Origin of the sequence: Pseudomonas sp. B21-015 (assembly GCF_024749285.1) — a bacterium.
Taxonomy (GTDB): Bacteria; Pseudomonadota; Gammaproteobacteria; order Pseudomonadales; family Pseudomonadaceae; genus Aquipseudomonas.
The window spans coordinates 473,686-496,969 of sequence record NZ_CP087196.1 but is presented as its reverse complement, the minus strand read 5'-3'; the positions used below and the strand labels follow the sequence as shown (position 1 = coordinate 496,969).

Sequence of the window (23,284 nt, the reverse complement as noted above, 5' to 3'; positions counted from 1 at the left end):
CGTCAGCCATCAAAACGCCGCCAGCAACGTCTATCGTCCTATACAAAGTAGCTCAATCGACACAATGGGTTGTCCCGGTGACGCGCATTGCATAGGCTTGCGCGATTGTTTACCCGCCTACGTCACGGGTAGCCTCGAGGAGACAGAGTATGGGCCTGAATAAACAGTGGATGGAACGCGATCTCGCCGTGTTATGGCATCCCTGCACCCAGATGAAAGACCACGAACAGCTGCCGCTGATCCCCATCAAGCGCGGTGAGGGCGTGTGGCTTGAGGACTTCGAAGGCAAACGCTACCTCGACGCCGTCAGCTCCTGGTGGGTCAACGTATTCGGCCACGCCAACCCGCGGATCAACCAGCGCATCAAGGATCAGGTCGATCAGCTGGAACATGTGATCCTCGCCGGTTTCAGCCATCAGCCGGTGATCGAGCTGTCCGAGCGCCTTGTAAAAATGACGCCCGAAGGCCTGACCCGTTGCTTCTATGGCGATAACGGTTCGTCGTGTATCGAAATCGCGCTGAAAATGAGCTTTCACTACTGGCTCAACCGCGGCCAGCCGAACAAGAAACGCTTCGTCACCCTCACCAACGGCTACCACGGCGAAACCATGGCGGCGATGGCGGTGGGCGACGTGCCGCTGTTCACCGAAACCTACAAAGCCCTGCTGATGGACACCATCAAGGTGCCGAGCCCCGATTGCTACCTGCGCCCCGAGGGCATGAGCTGGGAAGAACACTCGCGCAATATGTTCGCCGCCATGGAGCAAACGCTGGCCGACCATCACGATACCGTGGCCGCCGTGATTCTGGAGCCGCTGATTCAGGGCGCCGGCGGCATGCGCATGTATCACCCGGTGTACCTCAAGCTCCTGCGCGACGCCTGCGACCGTTATGGCGTGCACCTGATCCACGATGAAATCGCCGTCGGCTTCGGTCGCACCGGCACGATGTTCGCCTGCGAACAGGCCGGCACCCGCCCGGATTTCCTCTGCCTGTCCAAGGCCCTGACCGGCGGTTACCTGCCGTTGGCCGCCTGCCTGACCACCGATGAGGTCTACAGCGCTTTCTACGACGACTACCCGACCCTGCGCGCCTTCCTGCACTCCCACAGCTACACGGGTAATCCCCTGGCCTGCGCGGCAGCATTGGCGACGCTGGATATCTTCGAAGAAGACAACGTCATCGAGAAAAACAAGGCCCTGGCCCAGCGCATGGCCTCCTCCACGGCGCACCTTGCCGATCACCCGAACGTTGCCGAAGTGCGCCAGACCGGCATGGTCCTGGCGATCGAGATGGTCAAGGACAAGGCCAGCAAGACCGCTTACCCGTGGCAGGAACGTCGCGGTTTGACCGTGTTCCAGCATGCACTGCAACGAGGTGCTTTACTGAGGCCGTTGGGCAGCGTGGTGTATTTCCTGCCGCCCTACGTGATCACCCCGGAGCAGATCGATTTTCTGGCCGAGGTGGCCAGCGAAGGCATCGACATCGCCACCCGTGACAGCGTCAGCGTGGCGGTGCCGAAGGACTTTCATCCGGGTTACCGTGATCCGGGCTAGAAGTCACCGAGAAACCCTGTGGCGAGGGAGCTTGCTCCCGCTGGGTCGCGAAGCGGCCCCCCTCTCTATCTGAAAAGAAGGGGACTGCTGCGCAGTCCAGCGGGAGCAAGCTCCCTCGCCACAAAAGCCAGTTTGTTCCAACTTACGATACCGAACATCAGATTCAGTAGAGACCATTGATGAGACTGTCCCGCTTTTTTATCGACGCCCCTTTAAGCACCGGCGAACACGAGCTGCCCGAGGCCCAGGCCCATTACATCAGCCGTGTGCTGCGCATGGCCGAGGGTGATACGGTGCAATTGTTCGACGGCTCGGGCCACGAGTTTCGCGGCACGCTGGCGGAAGTCGGCAAGAAGCGCGTGGTGGTGCAAATCGATGAAAGCTTCGCTGGGCAGGTCGAGTCGTCGCTTGCGGTCCATCTCGGCCAGGGTTTGTCCCGTGGCGAGCGGATGGACTGGGCGATACAGAAAGCCACCGAACTGGGCGTCACTGAAATCACCCCGATCTTCACCGACCGCTGCGAAGTCCGCCTCAAGGACGAGCGTGCCGACAAACGCCTGATGCACTGGCGTCAGGTGGCGATCAGCGCCTGCGAGCAGTGCGGGCGCTCACGGGTGCCGGTGATTCACCCACCGCTGCTGTTGGCCGACTGGTTGAAGCAGACGCAGGCCGAATTGAAACTGGTGCTGCACCCGGTGGCCGAGCCGCTGGTGAGTCACGCCAAACCCTCAAGCCTGGCATTCCTGATCGGCCCGGAAGGCGGTTTGTCCGACGTCGAAGTCGAACAGGCCAAGGCTGGCGGCTTCCACGCCGCCCGTCTCGGCCCGCGTGTGCTGCGCACCGAAACCGCGCCGGTGGTGGCACTGGCGGTGGCCCAGCAACTTTGGGGGGACTTCTAGGCCACCTTCGACTGTAGGAGCGAGGCTTGCCCGCTCCTACAGAACGTAAAACCAAATCGCCACAAAGTGCAGCAGACTCCCGCCGATCACGAACAGATGCCAGATGCCGTGGGCATGGCGCAGACGATGGTCGAGGGCAAAAAAGATAATCCCCACGGTGTACAACACCCCGCCCGACGCCAGCCAGGCGAAGCCGACAGGGCCCAACGCCGCCAGTAACGGCTTGACTGCCACCAGCACGATCCAGCCCATCACCGCATAAATCACAATCGACAGAATTCGCGCTTCCGAGCGGGGTTTGATCTCTTGCAGGATACCGATCAGCGCCAGCCCCCAGACAATCCCGAACAGCGTCCAGCCCCACGGCCCACGCAGGGTCACCAGGCAAAACGGCGTGTAACTGCCGGCAATCAGCAGGTAGATCGAAAAGTGATCGACCTTCTGCATGATCGCTTTTTTGCGCCCGCGCACGCTGTGGTACACGGTCGAGGCGCTGTAGAGCACCAGCAAGGTGAACGCGTAAATCGCCACGCTGACAATCTTCCACGGACTGCCGTCCATACTGGCGATCACCAGCAGCCACACGCCCCCGACAACCGCCGCCACCGCCCCGACCAAATGCGTCCAGGCGTTCAATCTTTCCCCGTGATACATGTGTTGCTCACCTCAAAATTCGTCACAGCCTTGCGCAAGGCTCAGGCCTCAAGGTTAAAAGCGCAATGTTTCCGTATAGCGCAGCTCAAAAAGCCATCGAGCCAAACGTCAGCCAATTGGGCACAATCGAGCGATTCGAATAAGAGTCACGCCCATGCTGATCGATGAAGAGTTGACCCTGAAAAAACTCGAGGTGTTCCTGGCCTTCATGCGTACCGGCAACCTGGCCCGCGCTGCCGCCGAGTTGCAAACCAGCAACGTCAGCGTGCACCGCGCCATCCACTCTCTGGAAAGCGCCCTGCGTTGCCCGCTATTCAAACACGAAGGCCGCAACCTGACCCCACTCGAAAGCGCTTATGTGCTGGAAGAACGGGCGCAGAAGCTGATTCAGGACGTGCTCGAAACCGTGCGCCTGACCCGCGAAGCCGCCGGGTTCTCCGCTGAGCGCTTCAAACTCGGCTCGCTGTATTCGCTGACGGTGAAGACCGTGCCGCAGCTGATCATGGGCCTGAAAATCCGCCGTAGCGAACTCAATATCGACCTGATCCTGGGCTCGAACATCGACCTGTTGTACAAGCTCAAAAACATGGAAGTCGACGCGATCCTGGTGTCGCTGGACGACAGCGTCAACGACCCGGATTGCGAGCAGATCCCGCTGTTTTCCGATGACATCTTCCTCGCCACCCCGGCTGACTCGCCCTTTGCCCAGCGGGCCGAAGTCGATCTGGCCGAGGTGCGCGACGAGACGTTCATCACCTTGACCCAAGGCTTCGCCACGCACCAGGACGGTATTCGGGTGTTCAAGCAGGCGGGGTTCGAGCCGAAGGTGGCGATGCAGGTCAACGACATTTTCACCCTGCTGAGCATGGTCAGCTCCGGGGTGGGTTATGCGTTGCTTCCAGGGCGGATTGCGGCGGTGTATGAGAACCGGGTGAAGCTGATTCCGTTGCAGGAAAAGTATCGGTTGCAACAGCACATCGGCGTGGTGTTTCTGAAGGCCAAGGAGCGTGACCCGAATTTGCTGGCGTTGCTGGCGGAGTGTCGGATGTATGCCAATCGGCAGGCTTGAATGTGGCGAGGGAGCTTGCTCCCGCTCGGGTGCGAAGCGCCCGCAAAATCAGACCACCGAATTTACCTGATACACCTCGGTGGTAGAAGTTGGGGCTGCTGCGCAGCCCAGCGGGAGCAAGCTCCCTCACCACAAAAAGCAATCACCAATCTAGCCAACAATCCCGCGAACAATGAAGTACAGCAACGAAGGCCCAAGCAAGCACCCAAGCCCGGTGTGAAACGTCGCCGTCAACGCGCCATATGGCACCAACCGCCGATCCGTCGCCGCCAGCCCGGCCGTCACCCCACTCACCGTCCCGGCGAGGCCACCAAACACCATGGCCGAGCGCGGGTTATCCAGCCCCATCCAGCGCGCCGCCATCGGCGTACCGACCATCACCAGAATCGCCTTGATCAGCCCGGTGGCAATCGACAACGCCATCACATCGGACGTGGCACCAATCGCCGCCCCGGTCACTGGCCCGACGATGTACGTCACCGCGCCTGCGCCAATGGTCGTCATGCTCACCGCATCGCGATAACCGAACACCCAGGCAATGCTCGCCCCGACAATGAACGGCAGGATCGTGCCCAGCAGCAGCGCGATAACACCAATCATCCCGGCCTTTTTCGCTTCGGTGGCCTGCACCTCGAACGCGGTGGCGACAATGGCGAAGTCACGCAACATCGCACCGCCCATCAAACCAATGCCGGAAAACAGCGACAAATCCGCCAGGCCTTTTTGCCCGCCGGTCATGGTGCCTCCGACCCAGGCCAGCACCAGGCCGATGACGATGGCAATCGCCGAGCCGTGAATCCGCCCGAACGTCAGGCGTTTGGACAACACCACCGACACCCACATGATCACGCCAACGAACGCGAACGCTGTCACCAACCCGTTATGTTCCAGACCTTTCTCGATGAGATCCCACATATCAGCGACCTCCTGCCGGTGCGCCAACCGGCGTTACGTCCGCCGGTTCATCGGGCAAGGGTTCACCTTTGTGGGTCCGGCTGATCAGCGCAATGGTGCAGCCGCAGAGCACCACCGAACCGATCGCCGCCAACACCGCCACCGGGCCGCCGTGCAGGGCGGTAACGACGTTCTGTTGCGCGGCCATCGCCACCACTACCGGAATGTACATGGCGCCCCAGAAGCCGACGCCCATCTCGCAGTCCTTGGTCATGCCGCCGCGTTTTTGCATCCACAACCGCGCGCAAATCAGCAGGATCATCGCGATCCCGACCCCGCCGACGTTGGATTTCACGCCCAGCAATGCGCCGAGCATGTCACCCATGATCACCCCTGCCAGCGTACAGATCGCCAACAGCGCCACACCGTAAATAATCATTGTTGTAGTCCTCAAAGTGCATCGTCGGAATTGTTGTTTTTGTAGTTCGCAGCCTGAGTCGGTGATCTAGGGTTGGCGGCTTCCCTCCTCACGCAACAGCGCCTGCAAGGTATCGAGCCGCGCGCCGTCGAAGGCAATCACGGTGCCCTGCTCGAACACCCGGCGCGCCAATCCGGTCAGCACCGCACCGGGCGGCAGTTCGATCTGTAGACGTACGCCACGCTCGTAAGCGCTTTGCACCGTGCCGCGCCAATCCACCACACGGCACATGTTGAAGGCCAGGTCGTCGCGTAACGCCTCGGGATTGATAACAGGCCGGGCGCGACTGCCGCTCAGATAACCCAGGATCGGCGTTTTCAATTGCACCTTGGCGAAGGCTTCGGCCAGGGTTTTTGCCGGTGTTTCCAGCAGCGGGCAATGGGACGGCACGCTGACCGCCAGGCGTTTGGCCAGTCCGGCGCCACAACCCTTCGCCAACTCGGCAACCGCTTTCATCGCACCATCGCTGCCAGCGATGACGACCTGGTTATCGGCGTTGATATTGGCCAGGTAAACCGGCGTGTCGACGCTGTGAACCTGCGCCAGCAACCTTTCCACCTTCGCCAGATCCAGACCGATGATCGCGGTCATGCCATAGCCCTGAGGATAAGCCTGCTGCATCAGTTCGCCGCGCAGGCTGACCAGATGCAGTGCATCACTGAAGCTCAAGGCGCCGGCGACCACCGCCGCCGGATAGGCGCCAATGGACAATCCGGCCACGTAGTCCGCTTTCAATAACAACTGACGTGAAGCCGCCACGCCAGCAATCAGCAGGCACAGTTGAACCGCCCTCGTCGACTGCAACACCTCGGCAGAATCGAGCAACAAAACATCTTCACCCAGCACCTCGCTCGCCTCGATCAACGTTTCCCGAGGCAAGCGATGGAGCATGCCCGGTTGCTGCGCGCCCTGGCCGGGGAACACCAGCAAACTGCTCACGCTGCTTGCTCCTGCGGGTTCCAGGGATCGGTGACCAGGCAAGCGACCTGAGCGTTTTTGAGCAGCACCCGTTGCGACGGGCCGGCCCATTCGCGCAGGGCCACGGCGCCATTCGGCGTCTGCAATTGCATGTCGACCAGACATTCAGCGGCACCGAGAAGTGTCACCAACGCTTGCGCTTGAAGTCGGCTCAACGGTTGTGGTGTACGCAGAATCAAATCGAGATCGCTGCGCTCATGGAGCGCCGCCAAACCGCTGGCCAATTCAAACCCGGCGCTGCCGCTGACACCCCACACCCAACCGCAGGCGTCGAGCATCGGCCGCAGTTGCGCCAGCGCTCGCAGGGCCGGCAGGTCGCGGGTCGTCGCGACACGACAAAGCGCTTCCGGCCTGACCCGACGCGAAATCGCCGTGATCGCCATCGACGTTGCATAACGCTGCTCGCGCAAGCGTCCGCGCACCCCGACCGCGATTTGATCCGGCGCAGTCATCGCACGCCGAACCACCACCGGCTGACCCGCGCTGATCGATTCGACCACCCACGCAGGCGCATCTGCAGGCAACTGCTCCGGGGTCATCCCCCACAGCAGGTCGTGGGCCAGAAGCGTGTTCACCACTGCTCTCTCAGCAGTTGGCGAACCTTGCTCGACGCGGCGCGATTGTTCGCACCCAGTCGGCCGCTCAAATCGCAACGACCTGCCTCGACATCCGCAATCGCCTGAACCAGACACTCGTTCACCCGCGCCAGATCCGCCGTCGTCGGCTGTTCGATCTGCTCCACCGACAAGGTTTCCCAGAGCAAACCCAGGCTGGCAAAGCTGTCGATGTCATAGGCCATCGGCGGCACACTGGCAGCCAACGCCTCCAGTTCTTCGACACTGCGCAACGTCACCCGCGCCGCCGAAGCCTTGCCCATGGCATGCACCATCACGCCCGGATCGCGCAACGCGATCAGCCGGTTGGCCTGATAGCCATGCGCGAGAAACGCCCCGGACATCGCCTTGCCCACCAGCAAACCGATCACCGCGTGCCCGGCCAGTCGGGCGCGGGCATAACTGTCCGCCGCACCGGCCAGGGCCTGATGAATGCCGAGGGCCTCTTCGCGCCGGCCGTAAGCCTGGCTGGGCACATCGACAATGGCGATCAAGGCGCGTTTTTGAGGTTTGTCGTTGTCCGCAGCAATGACGTCATCCACCGCTTTGGCCAGGCCCCAGCCTTCCAGTAAGCCCACCTCGCCATTGCGGGCGCGGACGAAGCGGTTGTCGGGGTCGGCCACCACTGCGATAAAACGCACGGGCTGATTGCCCAATAAACCATCGGCGACTTTCAACGACGCCGGCAAACCCGCGACCGGTTTCGCGCCGGCACTCAAGGCGTTGAACCAATTCAAGCCCCTCAGGGAATACGAACTCATGAGCGCTCTCCTTGATACAGATCGCGAACCGTCGCCGGCTCGATTTGTGGTTCAGCGTCCAGGCTGGCCAGCCGTTGCAGGAACCATTCGGCCTGGCGGCTACGTTGTTGCGCCGGCAAACCCTGCTTGAGCAATTCGCCGACCTGCTGCTGAATCTGCGCCACGTCGTCAGCGACATAGCGATCCACCAACCCACTGGCGAACCGTTGCTCGCCACCGGTCAGGCTCCAGATAAACGGCCGGTCACGGGAGTCGTATTCCTCAAGCCCGGCTTCCTGCTCGATCACCTGTGGGCCGTTGAGGCCAAGGCGCGCTTCCTGAGTCACCAGCAAATAGCTGCACAACCCGGCGGCAATCGACATGCCGCCAAAGCAACCGACGCTGCCGGCGACCACGCCGATTACCGGTTGGTACTGGCGCAGATCGACAATCGCCGCATGAATATCGGCAATCGCCGCCAGCCCCAGGTTGGCCTCCTGCAAACGCACGCCACCGGTTTCCAGCAGCAACACGGCACGCGTGGGAATGCCTTTGCGGTTGTCCTCGGCGGCCAGTTCCAGCGCACCGGCAATCTTCGCCCCGCCGACTTCACCCAGGCTGCCGCCCTGAAACGCGCCTTCGATGGCCGCGATCACCACCGGCAAACCACCGATGCTGCCCTTGGCGACCACCACGCCGTCATCGGCTTGCGGCACCACGCCCTGGCGCGACAGCCACGGCGACATGACGCGCTGAAACGGGTCGAGCAGTTCACGAAAAGTCCCGATGTCGAGCAGCGCTTTTGCCCGTTGCCGGGCGCCGAGTTCGACGAAACTGTGCTTGTGGAGAAGCGCTGCGTTGTCAGTCATGGCTGATCTCCTCGAAGCCTTGTTCCAGGCGCAAACGCACCACGCCGGGAGTGGCGCCGAAATCGTGGATATCGATCGCCATCGCGGGCGGTGTCTGGCCGTCGAACATCCGCGCGAACAGATGCTGCCAGCGTTGTTCGCTGCCGTTGACCGAGGTCTGCACCTGGATCGTCAGCCTGCCCGCCAACCCCGGCTCGATCAGCACTTCCAGATCGCCCGAGCCCACGCAGCCCACCAGCGCCCTGCCCCGAGGCGGCTGCCCGGCGGGGAACTCAAAGGATAAGGTTTCCATCAAAACGCTCCCTGGAAGATGCCGGCGCCCGACTCGATGCGGTCGATAAACAGGCAGGCTGCGAGCAAGTCCGCAGCGCCGCCGGGCGAGGCATTCAACGCGATTAATTGTTGGTCCAGCTCATGCAAACGGCGGCGACCGGCCAGGCTCGCACTGCCGCCGGCGTCGAGCACGGCTTGAGCACCAAGTTGCATGGTGTGCAGGCCTTGTTCGCCGGCGCGGTAGAGCACGCAGGTGTCGGCCAGTGTCGTCATGATCGCCAGCAAGGCGTCGAGCCGGGCGTTCTGTTCGCCATGGCCGGCGGCGCGGCTGCGTTTGAGTTGCGGCAAGCCACGTTGCAGCACGGCCGGGAAACCAAGCTGCGCCTCTTCACGGGCACCGCGAACGCCGTAACGTTGGGCGACCTGGGCACCGTGGCTTAAAGGACGTGGCGAGTAACGGTCATCGAGCAAGGCCAGGCGTGCAGCGCGCAAAGCGATTGAGCCTGCAGAACAGGATTCAGGTTCCAGCGCGGCGGCAGTGACCAAAAGACCCAACGCCCAGATCGCACCACGATGGGTGTTCACGCCGCCCGTGGTGGCAAGCATCTCTTGCTCCCCTTCACGACCAAGCCGCCCAACGGTTTCGCGCAGCGGTAAACCGACTTCGCCGAACTCGATGGCCGCGTCCGCCATGGCCTTGAACGCCGGCCATAAGGACAACGCCGAAGCGTGCATCAGCCCGAGGTGCAAATCGGTATGAGCGCCATTGCCGCGACGATCGACCAGCGCGGGTTTCGGCGACAGGTCCGCTTCGTCGATCAGCGCATCCACTGCCAGGTCCGCCAGCCGTTCGGCCAGGGTGAGGTTTTTGGGTTGCAGATTGAGTGCGTGCATTACCAGCTCCTGAACTTGGCGGGTGGGTTGTAGAGGCCACCGGACCACTCCACCAGATCGGCCACGCTTTTCGCTGCAAGTAGCTCGCGGGTGGCGTCGGTGCGGCGGATGCCGAGATCTTCGGGCAAAGCGATCAGGCCTTCGCGGCGCATGCGCGCGGTGTCTTTCGGATTGTGGCGCAGGCCGATGGCGGTTACGCCGGCCACAGCCGCGATCATCGCCTGACGTTCTTCGAGGGAACGGGCCTTGTACAAATAGGCGATGCCTTCTTCGGTCAGCAGGTGAGTGACGTCGTCGCCATAGATCATGATCGGCGCCAGTGGCATGCCGCTTTTCTTCGCCACGTCCACCGCGTCGAGGGTTTCGACGAAGGTCGGTTTGCCGCCCTCCTGGAAGGTCTCGACCATTTGCACCACGAGTTTCTTGCCGCGTTCGAGCAAGGCTTCGGGTGCATCGTCGTGACGCATGTCGAGCCAGGCCGGTGTGCCGTGACGGCGACCGCGCGGGTCGTGACCCATGTTCGGCGCCCCCCCGAAACCGGCCAGGCGACCGCGTGTCACGGTGGAGGAATGACCGTCGCCGTCGACTTGCAGGGTCGCGCCGATGAACAGGTCCACCGCGTACTGCCCAGCCAATTGGCAGAACATCCGGTTGGAGCGCAGGGAGCCGTCGCGGCCAGTGAAAAACACATCAGGCCGGGCAGCGATGTAGTTTTCCATGCCCAGTTCAGTGCCGAAACAATGCACGCTTTCGACCCAGCCGCTTTCGATGGCCGGGATCAGGGTCGGGTGAGGATTGAGCGTCCAGTTGCGGCAGATCTTGCCTTTCAAACCGAGGGATTCGCCGTAGGTCGGCAGGATCAGTTCGATGGCCGCGGTGTTGAAACCGATGCCGTGATTGAGCGACTGAACGTTGTGTTTTTCGTAGATCCCGCGGATCGCCATCATCGCCATCAACACGTGCACAGGCTTGATGTGCCGTGGGTCGCGGGTGAACAGTGGTTCGATGTAGAACGGCTTGTCAGCCACCACCACGAAATCGGCCCAGGATGCGGGGATGTCGACACGGGGCAGTTCGCTGACGTCGTCCACCAATTGGTTGACCTGAACGATGACGATGCCGTCGCTGAAGGCGGCCGGTTCGATCAACGCGGGGGTGTCTTCGGTACTCGGCCCGGTATAGATGTTGCCGGCGCGATCAGCCATGAAACCGGCCGAGAGCACGACGTTGGGGATCAGGTCCACCACCAGCCGCGCATAGAGCTCGATGTAGGTGTGGATTGCGCCGATTTCCAACAGACCGTCTTCGAGCAACTGGCTGATGCGCAGGCTCTGGGTGCCGGCGAACGAGAAATCGAGCTTGCGGGCAATGCCGCGCTCGAACAGGTCCAGGTGCTCGGAGCGCCCGACGCTGGGCATGATCATGTGCAGGTCATGCAGCTTGCCCGGGTCGGCCTTGGCCAGGGAACGAGACAGGAAATCCGCCTGTTTCTGGTTATTGCCCTCCAGCACCACACGGTCGCCAGGCAGAATCAACGCCTCCAGCGCCGCAACGATCTTGTCGGTGGGCAGCACCACACCGTCGGCGAAACCCCGCACTAGCTCGAGACGCCGCTGCTTTTCGCTGCGCCGCCGCGTCCATCGCGAGTCGGGGGATATTGTTGTTGTCATGACCACTCCACGGGTTCGCTGTCGTGGGAGTCACCTTAGGAGCGTTGGGTGGGGGGCATCAATCAAGCAGAGTGTTGGATCGTTACGCTGACCGTAATGATCGAACACCGTCCCGATCGTTCCCACGCTCTGCGTGGGAATGCCTCAAGGGACGCTCCGCGTTCCAGCTCTCGAATGGGACGCGGAGCGTCCCGGGCTGCATTCCTTTGCTGCGCGTAGGAACGATCAGGTCTGCGATGAACTGAAGGACGCCATCTGTTCCTGCACTCGAATCAGAAGCTGTTCAGCACTTTCCAACAACTGCGCCAACAACGCCGGATCTTCATCCATATAGCCTTCGTACTCCGCCAGGTTTCGTCGCTCATGACACAGGCACTGAAACACCAGATATCGCTTGTCTGAACGGTAGCCGCACAAGCGAAGAGCCGTCAGTGCAAGGGCATGGGCAGCGTTGTAAGCCAGGTCGAAACGACTCGCGAAGGAAAGCGAAGACGTTTGCGCGTCTTTCAATCGATCCACAGCCGAACGCATCAGCCCTTCGCACTCCTTGCGATCCGGCGGCTCAGCTTTCAGCCCACCGCTACGTAACAGGTTTTCCAGGTTCTCGTTGCTGCCCATCCTTGGACTCCAAAGGGTTTCCCCCCATCAGGTTGATCTTGTCCTGCTGCGCTACCCGCACGACAAAACTATTTTCAGCCGCCAGTTTTGCGGCCCAGTCGTCGGGGGTGTAGAGCGTCGGGTTGAGGACGCGGCCCAACTGCTCTTCCATCGGTATAAGCCGCTCCATCACTTCACTGTAGTGCAGGCCCTCGCCGATCAGCATGAGATCAATGTCACTGGATGCGTTTGCCTGATCCTTGGCGATAGAGCCGTACACAAATGCCCAAGTAATCTGTTCGGCAAAGGGTTGGAGCGCCTGACGCAGAGGTTCGGCAATACCAAAGGTTTTGCGGGCGATGCCCAGCAGTTCCGCATAGATCGGGCAGTCGGGATTGGCTTGATAGTGGGTCTGGTTGCCCTGACGGGTCATGGTCAGCACGCCTGCCCGCTGCAACCGATCCAGCTCGCGCATGAGGCTGCCTTTACCCACTTGAGCCCAGCGGGCGATTTCGTTGGCATAAAAACTACGGTCGGGTTTACCAAACAGCAGGCCCAGCACTTTTTGCTGGGTGGTGGTGAACAAGGCTTCGCTCAATGACAGGTTTTTCACGGCAACGACCGATAAGTCCCAAAAAAGGAACGATAGGTCCCTTTTTGGGAATCTTCAAGCCAGAAACCTTTGTGGCGAGGTCCGACCGCTTGGGGTTTTGTGTTTAAAAGTTTGTCCGCAGGAACGGTGTGAGGCTACGCAATCTGGCGTCGCTGCCTACAGCAATGCCGGAACCCGCTGACTGGTGCGGTTTTGCGTTGATCTCTATCGTTTGGAGGTCGCTGCAAGCTCAGCGACCGGGATTGGAACCCCGTGGTGTTAACGAGGCAAAAGCGCCTTTCATAACGTATGCTTGCGCACCTTTAATGTGTGCATTCCGTTATGGCGGCTGTGCGCGGGAGACCTTAGTGTCTGTCGGGTTTTGTCCGTTTGCCCGGGTTCCAGCCCGCGTACAGCTGCCACCCCTTCGATTGGAACCCGATGGAGCAGCTGAAACTCATTAAATGGAGCTTCACTATGTTCAAAGCTACTCCCAATCCCCCGGAAACCGGCGTCGATTCCCAAGCATCCCTCGAAGCCGAGAAATTCAAGGAAGCCGCCGACCGCGCCTTCTCCCATTACTTCCCGTCACCCCACGAAAAACCGGCCAAACGCCGCAAGTCCCAGCTCTTCACCGTCTCCCCCGATATCGACACCGAAGCCCTTCTGGCCAATGCCTCCGAAGACCTGCTGTCCATCAGCGCCATTGCGGCCGATCTGGCGGACGATGTGGAGGGCTCACGCCGCTCTGTCGCCTTGGCGCTCAGTCGTTTGGCAGATGGCGTGCAGTTGTTGGTGGAGCGGGTGCTGGATCATCATGAGTCGTTGCAGATGAAGGCTCAGACCGGGGTTTAGCGCAGAAACCTTTGTTCATGATCGTTCCCACGCTCTGCGTGGGAATGCAGCCCGGGGCGCTCTGCGTCCCAAAAAGCCGAACGCGGAGCGTCCGTTGAGGCATTCCCACGCGGAGCGTTGGGAACGATCAGTGGGCTAACCCTGCTGTAACAAGCAACTCCTCCAGCGCGAGCAAGTCAGGCACCTTCGCCACTTGCTCCCCCACCTGCACCGCCGCCTGCTCCAGCGAACACAACGGCACATCGACATAGCTCAACTGGCTATCCAGCTTGTAAGACCGCGGAATCCCCTGCACCAGCAGTGCAATGAACTTCAGCTCAGACCGCCCGCCGAGGGCGTTGAGGATGACGATCCGTGCTCGCTCACCGATCACCACTTTGTTGCCACACGCCGATTCGAAACTGAGCAACGGAATCTGCCGGTTTCGCCACGTCACCCGTCCCAGATACCACGGCGGTGTATCGAGATCGAAAGCCCCCGGCTGATAGTCGATGAGTTCGGCGACGGCAACATTGGGCAGGATCAGGTTGCGATCCGCCAAGGGCAGTAAAAGCCCAGTGAGGTTGCTGGAGCGGTGTTCATGCATGGGTTTTGCTCCACCGGGCGATGCTGTCGAGCAGCACCGATTCCTGATACGGCTTGCCGAGGTAGTCGTTGACGCCGATGGCCATGGCGCGGTCGCGGTGTTTCTGGCCGGTGCGGGAGGTGATCATGATGATCGGCAGATGCCGCAGACGCTCGTCAGCGCGCACCTGGGTCGCCACTTCGAAGCCGTCCATGCGCGGCATTTCGATGTCCAGCAGCATCAGGTCGGGCATGTGTTCTTCGAGCAGCAACATGGCGTCGACACCGTCCTTGGCGGTCAGCACGTTCATGCCGTGGCGTTCCAGCAAGCGGCTGGTGACCTTGCGCACGGTGACCGAATCGTCGACCACCAGCACCAGCAAGGGTCGTTGCGACTCGGGCTCTACGTCCTGCGTCACCGGTCGTTGCGGCACCCGCGTTTGCATCGCGCGGATCGGCGCCAGCAAGTCGAGAATCAGCACCACCCGGCCATCGCCCAGAATTGTCGCGCCGGACAAACCCTGCACCGCGGCGAACTGCGGGCCGAGGCTTTTGACCACGATTTCCCGGGTGCCGGCCATGGCATCCACCTGCACCGCGACATGCCGCTCGTTGCACTGCACCAGCAATACCGGCAACGGCAGGCTCTGGCCCAGCAATTTCGGGCGGGTGCTGGTTTTCAGCAGCTCGCCGAGGTAGCACAACTCATAACGTTGCCCGGCGTATTCGTAGGTCGGCGGATCGAGCCGGTAATGCCCTTCGAGTTCGTTGGGCAACACCCGAACGATGCCGTCGATGGTGTTCAGCGGGATCGCGTATTGATCCTCCCCGCATTGCACCATCAGCGCACGGTTGACCGACACGGTGAACGGCAGGCGAATCCGGAAATGCACGCCCTGCCCCGACGTCGAGTCGATGCTCATGCTGCCGCCAAGCTGCCGGACCTCTTCGTGAACCACGTCCATGCCCACGCCACGCCCGGAGATCTGGGTGATTTTCTCGGCAGTTGAGAACCCCGGCTGCAGGATGAATTGCAGCACATCGCGATCGCTGATGTCGCTGTCCTGGTCGAGCAGCCCGCGCTTGATCGCCTTGCGCCGCACGGCGTCCAGCGGCACGCCGGCACCGTCGTCGCGGATGTCGAAAATGATGTCACCGCCCTCTCGCGACAGGTCGAGGGTGATCTTGCCCTGGGCCGGTTTACCCGCCGCGATACGCACCTCGGCCGATTCCAGCCCATGATCGACGGCGTTGCGCAGCATGTGTTCCAGCGGCGCGGCCATGCGTTCGAGGACGTTGCGGTCCATCTCGCCTTCGGCGTTGCCGACGACGAATTCCACGTCCTTGCCCAGCTCGCTGGAAACCTGACGGACGATGCGCTTCAAACGCGGCAGCATTCGCTCGAACGGCACCATGCGCGTGCGCATCAGGCCTTCCTGCAATTCGGTGTTGATGCGGCCCTGCTGTTGCAGCAGGTTTTCCGCATCCTGATTACGCCGCTCGAGGGTTTCCTTGAGGTCGAGCAGGTCGGAGGCAGACTCGAACAGCGCCCGCGACAACTGTTGCAACTGCGAGTGACGGTCCATCTCCAGCGGGTCGAATTCTTCGTAGCCCAGGCGCTCGGCTTCGACTTGCTGACGGCTGAGAATCCGCCCCTGGGTTTCGGTATCGAGGCGGCGCAATTGGTCGCGCATGCGTTCGATGGTGGTTTCCATCTCGCTCAGGGCTACCCGTGCGTCGTTAACCTGTTGTTCGATGCGCCCGCGAAAGATCGAGGTTTCCCCGGCCAGGTTGACCAGATCGTCGAGCAGCTCCGCCGAGACCTTGACCGTGTCGGTGCCTTCGGATTGCGGTGCGGCTGGTTCGGCTTTAGGGCCTACGGGCATCACCACCGGCGCCGGTGTTTCGAGCACCGCCGGATGGCTGAAATTCTTGATCGCGTCGATCAGCCGATCGGCCGGTGGCAATGGCTGACCGGCACGGACGGCGTCGAGCATCTGCGCCAGTCGGTCATGGCTGCTCTGCAACAGCGTGAACAGCGCCGCGGTGGGTTGCAGCACGCCAGCCGACAAGCCTTCGTAGAGGAATTCCAGTTCATGGGCCAGGTCGCCAATCGGCGCAATCTCCACCATCCGTGCACCACCCTTGAGGGTGTGCAGATCGCGCAGCAGGGTTTCCACTTCCTGGCGATTCGACGGCTCGGCCTGCCAGCGCAACAGTGCCGCACCGGAGTTTTCAATGATGTCGAAACCTTCCTCGAGGAAGATCTCCAGAAGCTCGGGATCATGGCCCGCCGAGTCGTTGCTGGCTGCCGGTTCGATCACCTCGGCGCTGCCGGCGGCATTGCCCTGGCGAAACTCACGAATGGCTTCGATCAACTCACCCGGATCGCCCAACGGGCGGTTGTGCTGCAACTGCTCAAGGAACATGGCCAGCCGGTCATGGCTCTGTTGCAGCAACTGCGCCAGCGCTTCGCTGTGACTGTAACGGCGGTCTACCAGGCCTGCGTAAAGGTTTTCCAGTTCATGGGCCAGATCGCCGACCGGCTCGACCTCGGCCATCCGCGCACCGCCCTTGAGGGTATGCAGGTCGCGCTGCAAGGACGACAGCGGCGCGGCGTTGTCCGGGTCACTCAGCCAGCGCTGCAAGGCCTGGCCGGCGCTTTCCAGGATATCCACCGCTTCTTCAAGGAAGATCGAAACGATTTCGTCGTCCAGTTCCACCTGAGTGGCGGCCTGTTCCAGCTCGGCCGTGGCGCTGCCCAGCTCCCGAATGCTCAGGGTGCGGCTGCCGTCACTGCGGATCAGGCCCATTGAGGAGGGGTCGAGACTCTCATCGAGCAAACCGCGCAAGGCCTGTACTCGCTGTGGTTGCGCAGTGACTTCCTGGCCGGCGGCCAGTTCGTCGAGCATGTTGATCAGCGCTTCGTGGGCACTTTGCGCCTCGTGGAAAAACCTGTCGCTGACCGCCAGGCTGCTTTCTTCCACCGCGCCATAAAGGTCGAGCAAGGCTTCGCAGAGTTCATCCACCGGATGCAGATCGGCCAGATGCGCGCCTTCGCCCAGGGTGGTCAGTTCGTCCAGCAATGCGCTGAGTTCCTGCCGCTCGCCGGGATGCTGCTGCCAGCGCTGCAACAGGCTTTCGGCATCCAGCAGGATGTCCATGCCCTGGGCGAGGAAGTTGTTGATCAGTTGCGGATCGCGCTTGATCCGCAGCCCCGTATTGGGCGCGCTCGACAGGCTTTGCAGACGCTCGGCCAGCAAGGCCTGGGTGCGTTCGATCAACGAACGGGCGCCGGGGATGTCGGCCAGCGGGTCGCTCTTGAGCTGTCGCAGCCCCAGGCGGAACAAACCTTCGGCTTCCAGCAGCAATTCGACTTCGTCCAGATCGAGGGTAATCCGGTGCGCCTTGTATTCCCGGGTCAGTTCATCCAGCGACGCCGCCAACTCGGCAATCGGCAGCACCCCAGCCATCGAGGCGCTGCCCTTGAGCGTATGCAACGCCCGCTGCAACTCGTCACTGGCCTGAAGCGGCACATGCTCGGCGGCTTGATCGAGGAAGCGATTGAGGCTGTTCAAGTGGGTTTCGGCTTCGTTGCGGAAGATCTCCAGCAACAGAGGATCGAGCGCCGCGACATCCTGCGCATCCTCATCGGGCAGCGGTTCATCGCCCTTGGCGAGGGCATGGGCACGGGCGGCCAATTGATCGACATCGTTGCGCTGGCGCTGGGCATTGGCGGCAAACTCGGCCACCAGTTCCGGCAGCAGTTTCAGCGCATCGCCCACCAGTTGCTGCACCGCAGGCCCAGGTGCAACGCTGTGTTCAAGCACACGATTGAGCAGGTTTTCCACCGCCCAGACCAGCTCGCCCAGCACCAGCGCACGGACCATCCGGCCACTGCCTTTGAGGGTGTGGAAGGCGCGACGTAGTTCACTCAGCGCCGAGGTGCTGTCGGGATTGGCCGACCAGCGCGGCAAGTACTCCTGGAGGATTTCCAGCACTTCGTCAGTTTCTTCGAGGAAGACTTCCCGTAGCTCATCGTCCACCGGTTCTTCACCGGCGGGCGGCGGCAACAGGCTGCCCGGCGTGGTCAGAGCTGGCGGGTTGACGGACGACACCGGGCTGGCCAACACATCGGCCAGAGACTGAACGGTTTCGGGGTCGTCGAGTTCCTGCATGTCCTGCATGACCAGGGCTTCATTGGGGCTGAGCACATCTTCAAGCATTGGCACGTGCTGTTCGCTGGGGAAAAAACCGAGTGAGGCCAGGCCCTTTTCCGCGACGTCGAGCAGTTGTTCTCCGGGCGCTTCGGGGTCGTCGCTGAGGCGCTCCAGGTAATACTCGATGCTGGTGACGACATCGGCCAGGCTGTCCAGTTGCTGCCAGCCGGGCTGGCCCGGGTCCACCAATAGATGCTCGCGGATGAAACCGTTGCAGGCCTCGACCAGGCTCGCCGCGCGGGCCAACGGTATCATCGCCAGTGCACCGCGCACTTGGGTCAGCAACGCTGGCAAGGGTTGCAAATACTGACGGTCCCAGTCGGCGTCGATGTAGTCGACGATCATGTCTTTGGCCTGTTGCAGGCAGATGCGCGATTCCTTGATCACGATCTGGTGGATCTGCGTCAGGTCGGTGGTCGGCAGACGGCTGTCTTCCTGGCTTTCCGGCTCTACGGTACCGACCATGCCGGCCAGGGTCGCTTCGACGTAGAGCAAGGCCCCGGCGACGTCCATGAGGGTCGCGTCGTTGGGTTCGCGCTGGCCCTGGGCGAGGCTCAGCACCACCGCCAGTTGATCGATGATGACCTTGCGCGGCTGGCCGAAACCGAGCACCGCCAGGGTGTCGGCGATTTGCCGCAGAGGTGCCAGCAGGCTTTCGAGGTCCGAGGTGTGCTGACGGTCGCTGCGCACGAACAGGTCCAGGCGTTCCTTGACCCGCACCAGCTCTTCGCACAGCGCCGCCAATACCGAACGCATGGCGTCGCGGTCAGGGCCGGCCAGCCGTGCCCGTTCTTCGTCGACCATCGCGCTGTCGGGTAGCGCGTCGTCCAGTGAGTAGCGATCTTTCATGGTCAGCATCTGCCCGGTGGGGTGTTCGGCCTTGGCAATATAGAACAACAAACTCCTGAGCAGCTCTGGCGGTGCCGGTTGATTGATGGCGGACATGCCTTGCTCGAGCCAACGCTTGAGCTCTTTGTCGGCGTCCTTGAACAGGCTGCGCAACGCTGGGCTATTGGCGATCGCGCCATGGCGCATGCCTTCGACCAGCGCCGAAGCGGCCTGCCACAACGGGCTCAGGGGTGCATTGGCGCACAGCCCTTCGAGACGGGTAAAAACCCTGGCCAGATAACCGAAGTGGGTTTCGTCATCCTGCTCGCGCAGCAAGCCGACCAGCGCCATCTGCAACATTTGCCGCAACTTGCGCAGCACATTCGGCAAGTCGGACGGTTCCAGCAGCGCCAGGGCTTCTTGGCTCAGGGGCGGCAGGTCCGGCAGTTGCGGGCTGAACAGGCTGGTTTCCGACAACAGGCTTTCGCCGCGGGCGCTGCGCAGGTCGTTGATCAACGGCAACACCACCAGCGGCAAGTCACGACGGGCGCCTTGCACCCGGTCCAGGTAAGTCGGCAATTGCCCCAGGGCCTGGAGCAAGAGATGGAGCGCCTCGTCACGATGGCTGACACGGTTGTGCTGCAAGGCGCTGGTCAACTGCTCGATCTCTTCGGCGAGCAGCGCCGCGCCGTAGAATTCGACCATCTGCAAACTGCCGTGAACCTGATGGACACAGGCCAGGCACTCACTCAGGGCGTGCGTCGCCTGCGGGTCGTCGATCAGGGTTTCGATCGCCTGATGAGCCTGCTTCAGCGTTTCGGCAATCTCGCCTTTGACCCACTCGAGGGCCACATAGTCGTGCCGATCACCCATAACTACTCCAATCAAATGCATACGCCCTGAGGCGGTTCAAGCGTTGTCCGCAGCCTGCACAGGCTTGGTCGGCAAGGTGAAACCAGACACCGAACGCCGCAACTGGCTGGCCATTTTCGCCAGGTTGCCAATGCTCTCGGCGGTAGCAGTGGAACCGGACGAGGTCTGCGTGGTGATCTGCTGGATCACGTTCATCGTCAGGGAGATCTGGCCGGCCGACGAAGTCTGCTGCTGCGCGGCGTTGGAAATACTCTGGATCAGCGCCGCGAGGGTCTTCGATACGCCTTCGATTTCTTCCAGGGCCACCCCGGCATCCTGCGCCAGACGCGCGCCGCGCACCACTTCGGTGGTGGTCTGCTCCATGGAAATCACCGCTTCGTTGGTGTCGGTCTGAATCGCCCGCACCAGGGTTTCGATCTGCCGGGTCGCCGCGGACGAACGTTCGGCCAGGCGCTGTACTTCGTCGGCCACCACCGCAAAACCGCGCCCGGCGTCACCGGCCATGGACGCCTGAATCGCCGCGTTGAGGGCGAGGATGTTGGTCTGATCGGCAATGTCATCGATCAGGCTGACAATGTCGCCGATTTCCTGGGAAGACTCACCAAGGCGTTTGATACGCTTGGCGGTGTCCTGGATCTGCTCGCGAATATTGTCCATGCCGTTGATGGTGTTATGCACCACCTCGTTGCCCTTGTTGGCGATTTCCACCGAGCGTTCGGCCACCGCCGAGGATTCGGCGGCGTTGGCCGAGACCTGATCGATGGACTGGGCCATGTCGTTGATGGCCGTAGAAGCTTCGGAAATCTGCTGGGCCTGATGCTCCGAGGCCTGGGCCAGGTGCATGGCGGTGGCCTGGGTTTCCTGCACGGCGGCGGCGACCTGGCCGGCGGTGAGGTTGATGGTCGCCACCAGATCGCGCAATTGGTCCACGGAATAGTTGATCGAGTCGGCGATGGTCCCGGTGAAGTCTTCAGTCACCGAGGCGGTCACGGTCAGGTCGCCATCGGCCAGATCTTCGATTTCATCCAGCAAGCGCATGATCGCGTTCTGGTTGCGCTCGTTCTTCTCAGCGGTTTCACGCAGCTGACGGTTGGTTTCGCGCACCATCACCAGGCCGATGAGGATGATCGACATCAATGCGAGCAAGCCCAGCACGTAGCCGCCGATGGTGTCGGTGTTACGCCCGCCGGCGAGGTTTTCGAAACGGCTGGCCAGGTGCGAGGCTTCATCAAGCAGGGTTTGCGACAGGGTAAATATGTTGGTGGCCGATTCACGGACCTTGAGCAGCTGCGGCGAGGTTTCGAGGATTTCATCCACCGAACCCGACACGAATTCAAACAATTCGGAAATTTCGGTCAACCGGGCGCGCGCATCGCGGTCTTCGACCTGGCTGATTTTCAACGCCGGGTTGCCCTGAAGCATGCCGTTGAGCACCTGACCGAAACGCGCCGCGTCGCGACCAAAAGCGTCGGCCGCCTGCTGCGAGCTTTCGTCGCCGGACAACACGGTATTTACCGCGCCGAGAATCCGCTCGGCCAGCAACGACTGACGCTGAGCCATCACCACCTGAGCGGCTGGGGCGCCACGTTGCAGGAGGGTTTCGACGACCTTTTCATACTCGACCTGCAACTGCGGCACGGTTTCGGCCAGCGTCGCGGCGACTTGATGCAAGGACAGCACGGTTTGTTCGCTGGAGAGGATGGCGTCGGTGTTTTTCAGCAGGCGCTCCCAATCCAGCTGCACGGCGCGCATTTCCGGGCGCACTACCGACGGTGCCGGCGGCAGGCCCGTGGAAGGATCGCCTTTCTTCAGATAGCCCCAACGCTGGGCGAAGTCGTTGCGTGCATCGCTGAGCAACTTGAACGCCGCGGCCTTGCCGGCGGCGGCTTCGGTGGCGTTCTTGGCAATGCGCTGGGATAGCACGCGCAGCTCACCGGCATGGCCGATGTACTGCTTGTCGTACGTCGCCTGGGTGTTGAGGTAAGCGAAGTTGGCGAACAGCAACATGATGAAGACAATCAGCGCGATGAACAGCACGATGATCTGCGACCGGCTGCGCGACCCTTCTGGCTTGCCTGTTTTAGCTTTTATCATCGGTCCTCGCCTGTTAACCAACACCCTTGTGAGACCCGCCAGAAACCCTGTGGGAGCGGGCTTGCCCGCGATGAGGGCGTGTCAGTCGACACCTGTTGAACCTGACACACCGCTATCGCGGGCAAGCCCGCTCCCACAGGGTTATGCGGCTACGTTCATGACACCTTGCGATTGCACCAACGCAAACGGGCTGAATACCTGCCAACTCTGTTCACGCTGAAACCGGCCTTTGACGAACGGCGCGATCGGGCCCAGCAGCTCGTCCATGGGCACCGATTCCAGACTGTTCTGGGCAAAATGTTGCAAGCCGAAAATCTCATCGACCATCAACCCGGCAAACACGTCTTTGTGCTCCACCACCAATATCCGCCGCTGCTTGCGCAGGGCCGATAGCTCATGACCGAGCCCATAACCATAAAAGAAGCCACACAAATCCATGATCGGCAGCAGTCGCCCGCGCAGGTTCGCCACACCCTTGACCCAGGGTTTGACCCCCGGCAATTGGGTAACCCGCGGTTCGTGCAGGACTTCGCTGACTTCGCCCATGGGCGCAACGTACCAATGCTCGCCCAAGCGAAAGCCGATGCCGCTCCAACTGTCCTGGCGAGCCGGCTGGGACGGCAGGTCCGCCGCCAGCAGACGACAGCGCCGGTCAATCTGCAGCAGCAGTTCGAAGGCCGTCAGCGACTCGGTCATGGCTAGGCGATCAACCGGCCAGCACGTTGTTCAGGGTCTTGATCAGGGTGTCTTCGTCGACCGGCTTGGTCAGGTAGTCCTTGGCGCCTTGGCGCGTACCCCAGACTTTGTCGGTTTCCTGATCCTTGGTGGTGATGATGATCACCGGAATGCGCCCGGTTTCCGGGTCTTTGGTCAGCTGACGGGTTGCCTGGAAACCGTTGAGGCCGGGCATGACGATGTCCATCAGCACCGCGTCGGGTTTTTCCTGACGGGCCAGGGCCACGCCGTCGGCGCCGTTTTCGGCTTTCAACACCTCATGACCGTGCTTTTCGAGCATGCCGGTCAGTTTGTACATTTCAGTCGGCGAGTCATCGACGATCAGAATACGTGCCATG

21 protein-coding genes are annotated in these 23,284 nt (G+C 61.7%); 4 read left to right on the top strand and 17 right to left on the bottom strand.

From position 1 onward, the window contains the following. Positions 1-149: 149 nt before the first annotated feature. Positions 150-1,556, top strand: a complete 1,407-nt coding sequence (locus LOY38_RS02255; protein WP_258698676.1) for an adenosylmethionine--8-amino-7-oxononanoate transaminase — start codon at positions 150-152, stop codon at positions 1,554-1,556. Between the two features lie 179 nt (positions 1,557-1,735). Next, complete coding sequence (locus LOY38_RS02250; RefSeq protein WP_258698675.1) at positions 1,736-2,455, top strand: 16S rRNA (uracil(1498)-N(3))-methyltransferase; 720 nt, start codon at positions 1,736-1,738, stop codon at positions 2,453-2,455. A gap of 36 nt (positions 2,456-2,491) precedes the next feature. On the opposite strand, the gene LOY38_RS02245 is transcribed toward LOY38_RS02250, so the two are convergent. Beyond that, entirely contained in the window at positions 2,492-3,109 is a 618-nt protein-coding gene (locus LOY38_RS02245; protein ID WP_258698674.1) for a PAQR family membrane homeostasis protein TrhA, read from the bottom strand. A gap of 154 nt (positions 3,110-3,263) precedes the next feature. On the opposite strand from LOY38_RS02245, the gene LOY38_RS02240 reads away from it, so the two are divergent. Then, positions 3,264-4,178 carry a LysR substrate-binding domain-containing protein gene (locus tag LOY38_RS02240; RefSeq protein ID WP_258698673.1) on the top strand — a complete coding sequence of 305 codons (915 nt, stop codon included), beginning with the start codon at positions 3,264-3,266 and terminating at the stop codon, positions 4,176-4,178. A gap of 150 nt (positions 4,179-4,328) precedes the next feature. On the opposite strand, the gene madM is transcribed toward LOY38_RS02240, so the two are convergent. The 11 genes from madM to LOY38_RS02185 form a co-directional block, all read right to left on the bottom strand. After that, a complete protein-coding gene (madM, locus tag LOY38_RS02235) occupies positions 4,329-5,093 on the bottom strand; it encodes a malonate transporter subunit MadM (RefSeq protein WP_038981001.1) in 765 nt (254 codons plus the stop codon). A gap of 1 nt (position 5,094) precedes the next feature. Beyond that, positions 5,095-5,511: a malonate transporter subunit MadL gene (madL, locus tag LOY38_RS02230; RefSeq protein WP_258698672.1), complete on the bottom strand. Its 417-nt coding sequence runs from the start codon at positions 5,509-5,511 to the stop codon at positions 5,095-5,097. 66 nt (positions 5,512-5,577) lie between these two features. Further along, a complete protein-coding gene (gene mdcH, locus LOY38_RS02225; protein WP_258698671.1) occupies positions 5,578-6,489 on the bottom strand; it encodes a malonate decarboxylase subunit epsilon in 912 nt (303 codons plus the stop codon). Continuing rightward, the gene (locus LOY38_RS02220) at positions 6,486-7,106 is read right to left on the bottom strand and encodes a malonate decarboxylase holo-ACP synthase (protein ID WP_258698670.1); all 621 of its coding nucleotides are present in this window, start codon (positions 7,104-7,106) and stop codon (positions 6,486-6,488) included. The genes mdcH and LOY38_RS02220 overlap by 4 nt, the downstream gene beginning before the upstream one ends. After that, positions 7,100-7,903, bottom strand: coding sequence for a biotin-independent malonate decarboxylase subunit gamma (gene mdcE, locus LOY38_RS02215; protein ID WP_258698669.1), 804 nt, complete (start codon positions 7,901-7,903; stop codon positions 7,100-7,102). The genes LOY38_RS02220 and mdcE overlap by 7 nt, the downstream gene beginning before the upstream one ends. Beyond that, positions 7,900-8,751, bottom strand: coding sequence for a biotin-independent malonate decarboxylase subunit beta (locus LOY38_RS02210; RefSeq protein WP_258698668.1), 852 nt, complete (start codon positions 8,749-8,751; stop codon positions 7,900-7,902). The genes mdcE and LOY38_RS02210 overlap by 4 nt, the downstream gene beginning before the upstream one ends. Beyond that, positions 8,744-9,043 carry a malonate decarboxylase subunit delta gene (locus LOY38_RS02205; RefSeq protein ID WP_258698667.1) on the bottom strand — a complete coding sequence of 100 codons (300 nt, stop codon included), beginning with the start codon at positions 9,041-9,043 and terminating at the stop codon, positions 8,744-8,746. Before LOY38_RS02205 ends, LOY38_RS02210 begins: the two co-directional genes overlap by 8 nt. Continuing rightward, complete coding sequence (locus LOY38_RS02200) at positions 9,043-9,918, bottom strand: triphosphoribosyl-dephospho-CoA synthase (RefSeq protein ID WP_258698666.1); 876 nt, start codon at positions 9,916-9,918, stop codon at positions 9,043-9,045. The genes LOY38_RS02205 and LOY38_RS02200 overlap by 1 nt, the downstream gene beginning before the upstream one ends. Then, positions 9,918-11,588 (bottom strand): malonate decarboxylase subunit alpha, encoded by a 1,671-nt coding sequence (gene mdcA / locus LOY38_RS02195; RefSeq protein ID WP_258698665.1) that lies wholly within the window; start codon positions 11,586-11,588, stop codon positions 9,918-9,920. Before mdcA ends, LOY38_RS02200 begins: the two co-directional genes overlap by 1 nt. A 225-nt stretch (positions 11,589-11,813) precedes the next feature. After that, a complete protein-coding gene (locus LOY38_RS02190; protein WP_258698664.1) occupies positions 11,814-12,206 on the bottom strand; it encodes a hypothetical protein in 393 nt (130 codons plus the stop codon). Beyond that, positions 12,169-12,798 (bottom strand): nucleotidyltransferase domain-containing protein, encoded by a 630-nt coding sequence (locus LOY38_RS02185; protein ID WP_095052539.1) that lies wholly within the window; start codon positions 12,796-12,798, stop codon positions 12,169-12,171. The genes LOY38_RS02190 and LOY38_RS02185 overlap by 38 nt, the downstream gene beginning before the upstream one ends. Before the next feature lie 456 nt (positions 12,799-13,254). On the opposite strand from LOY38_RS02185, the gene LOY38_RS02180 reads away from it, so the two are divergent. Further along, positions 13,255-13,632 (top strand): DUF6124 family protein, encoded by a 378-nt coding sequence (locus LOY38_RS02180; protein WP_258698663.1) that lies wholly within the window; start codon positions 13,255-13,257, stop codon positions 13,630-13,632. Between the two features lie 127 nt (positions 13,633-13,759). On the opposite strand, the gene LOY38_RS02175 is transcribed toward LOY38_RS02180, so the two are convergent. The 5 genes from LOY38_RS02175 to pilH form a co-directional block, all read right to left on the bottom strand. Then, complete coding sequence (locus LOY38_RS02175) at positions 13,760-14,218, bottom strand: chemotaxis protein CheW (protein ID WP_258698662.1); 459 nt, start codon at positions 14,216-14,218, stop codon at positions 13,760-13,762. Further along, positions 14,211-20,117, bottom strand: a complete 5,907-nt coding sequence (locus LOY38_RS02170) for an Hpt domain-containing protein (RefSeq protein WP_258698661.1) — start codon at positions 20,115-20,117, stop codon at positions 14,211-14,213. The genes LOY38_RS02175 and LOY38_RS02170 overlap by 8 nt, the downstream gene beginning before the upstream one ends. 36 nt (positions 20,118-20,153) lie before the next feature. Continuing rightward, positions 20,154-22,211 (bottom strand): methyl-accepting chemotaxis protein, encoded by a 2,058-nt coding sequence (locus LOY38_RS02165; RefSeq protein WP_258698660.1) that lies wholly within the window; start codon positions 22,209-22,211, stop codon positions 20,154-20,156. A 141-nt stretch (positions 22,212-22,352) separates the two neighbouring features. Beyond that, positions 22,353-22,907 carry a chemotaxis protein CheW gene (locus LOY38_RS02160; RefSeq protein ID WP_258698659.1) on the bottom strand — a complete coding sequence of 185 codons (555 nt, stop codon included), beginning with the start codon at positions 22,905-22,907 and terminating at the stop codon, positions 22,353-22,355. A gap of 10 nt (positions 22,908-22,917) precedes the next feature. Further along, a complete protein-coding gene (gene pilH / locus LOY38_RS02155; protein WP_258698658.1) occupies positions 22,918-23,283 on the bottom strand; it encodes a twitching motility response regulator PilH in 366 nt (121 codons plus the stop codon). Position 23,284: the final 1 nt, after the last annotated feature.

What these genes read in the sequence shown, in the direction of transcription:
- LOY38_RS02165 (WP_258698660.1), bottom strand. Translation starts at nt 22,211, where the DNA reads ATGATAAAAGCTAAAACAGGCAAGCCAGAAGGGTCGCGCAGCCGGTCG.
- LOY38_RS02240 (WP_258698673.1), top strand. Translation starts at nt 3,264, where the DNA reads ATGCTGATCGATGAAGAGTTGACCCTGAAAAAACTCGAGGTGTTCCTG.
- LOY38_RS02255 (WP_258698676.1), top strand. Translation starts at nt 150, where the DNA reads ATGGGCCTGAATAAACAGTGGATGGAACGCGATCTCGCCGTGTTATGG.
- LOY38_RS02250 (WP_258698675.1), top strand. Translation starts at nt 1,736, where the DNA reads ATGAGACTGTCCCGCTTTTTTATCGACGCCCCTTTAAGCACCGGCGAA.
- madL (WP_258698672.1), bottom strand. Translation starts at nt 5,511, where the DNA reads ATGATTATTTACGGTGTGGCGCTGTTGGCGATCTGTACGCTGGCAGGG.
- LOY38_RS02210 (WP_258698668.1), bottom strand. Translation starts at nt 8,751, where the DNA reads ATGACTGACAACGCAGCGCTTCTCCACAAGCACAGTTTCGTCGAACTC.
- LOY38_RS02170 (WP_258698661.1), bottom strand. Translation starts at nt 20,117, where the DNA reads ATGGGTGATCGGCACGACTATGTGGCCCTCGAGTGGGTCAAAGGCGAG.
- LOY38_RS02160 (WP_258698659.1), bottom strand. Translation starts at nt 22,907, where the DNA reads ATGACCGAGTCGCTGACGGCCTTCGAACTGCTGCTGCAGATTGACCGG.
- LOY38_RS02205 (WP_258698667.1), bottom strand. Translation starts at nt 9,043, where the DNA reads ATGGAAACCTTATCCTTTGAGTTCCCCGCCGGGCAGCCGCCTCGGGGC.
- pilH (WP_258698658.1), bottom strand. Translation starts at nt 23,283, where the DNA reads ATGGCACGTATTCTGATCGTCGATGACTCGCCGACTGAAATGTACAAA.
- madM (WP_038981001.1), bottom strand. Translation starts at nt 5,093, where the DNA reads ATGTGGGATCTCATCGAGAAAGGTCTGGAACATAACGGGTTGGTGACA.
- LOY38_RS02175 (WP_258698662.1), bottom strand. Translation starts at nt 14,218, where the DNA reads ATGCATGAACACCGCTCCAGCAACCTCACTGGGCTTTTACTGCCCTTG.
- mdcA (WP_258698665.1), bottom strand. Translation starts at nt 11,588, where the DNA reads ATGACAACAACAATATCCCCCGACTCGCGATGGACGCGGCGGCGCAGC.
- LOY38_RS02200 (WP_258698666.1), bottom strand. Translation starts at nt 9,918, where the DNA reads ATGCACGCACTCAATCTGCAACCCAAAAACCTCACCCTGGCCGAACGG.
- LOY38_RS02245 (WP_258698674.1), bottom strand. Translation starts at nt 3,109, where the DNA reads ATGTATCACGGGGAAAGATTGAACGCCTGGACGCATTTGGTCGGGGCG.
- mdcE (WP_258698669.1), bottom strand. Translation starts at nt 7,903, where the DNA reads ATGAGTTCGTATTCCCTGAGGGGCTTGAATTGGTTCAACGCCTTGAGT.
- LOY38_RS02180 (WP_258698663.1), top strand. Translation starts at nt 13,255, where the DNA reads ATGTTCAAAGCTACTCCCAATCCCCCGGAAACCGGCGTCGATTCCCAA.
- LOY38_RS02190 (WP_258698664.1), bottom strand. Translation starts at nt 12,206, where the DNA reads ATGGGCAGCAACGAGAACCTGGAAAACCTGTTACGTAGCGGTGGGCTG.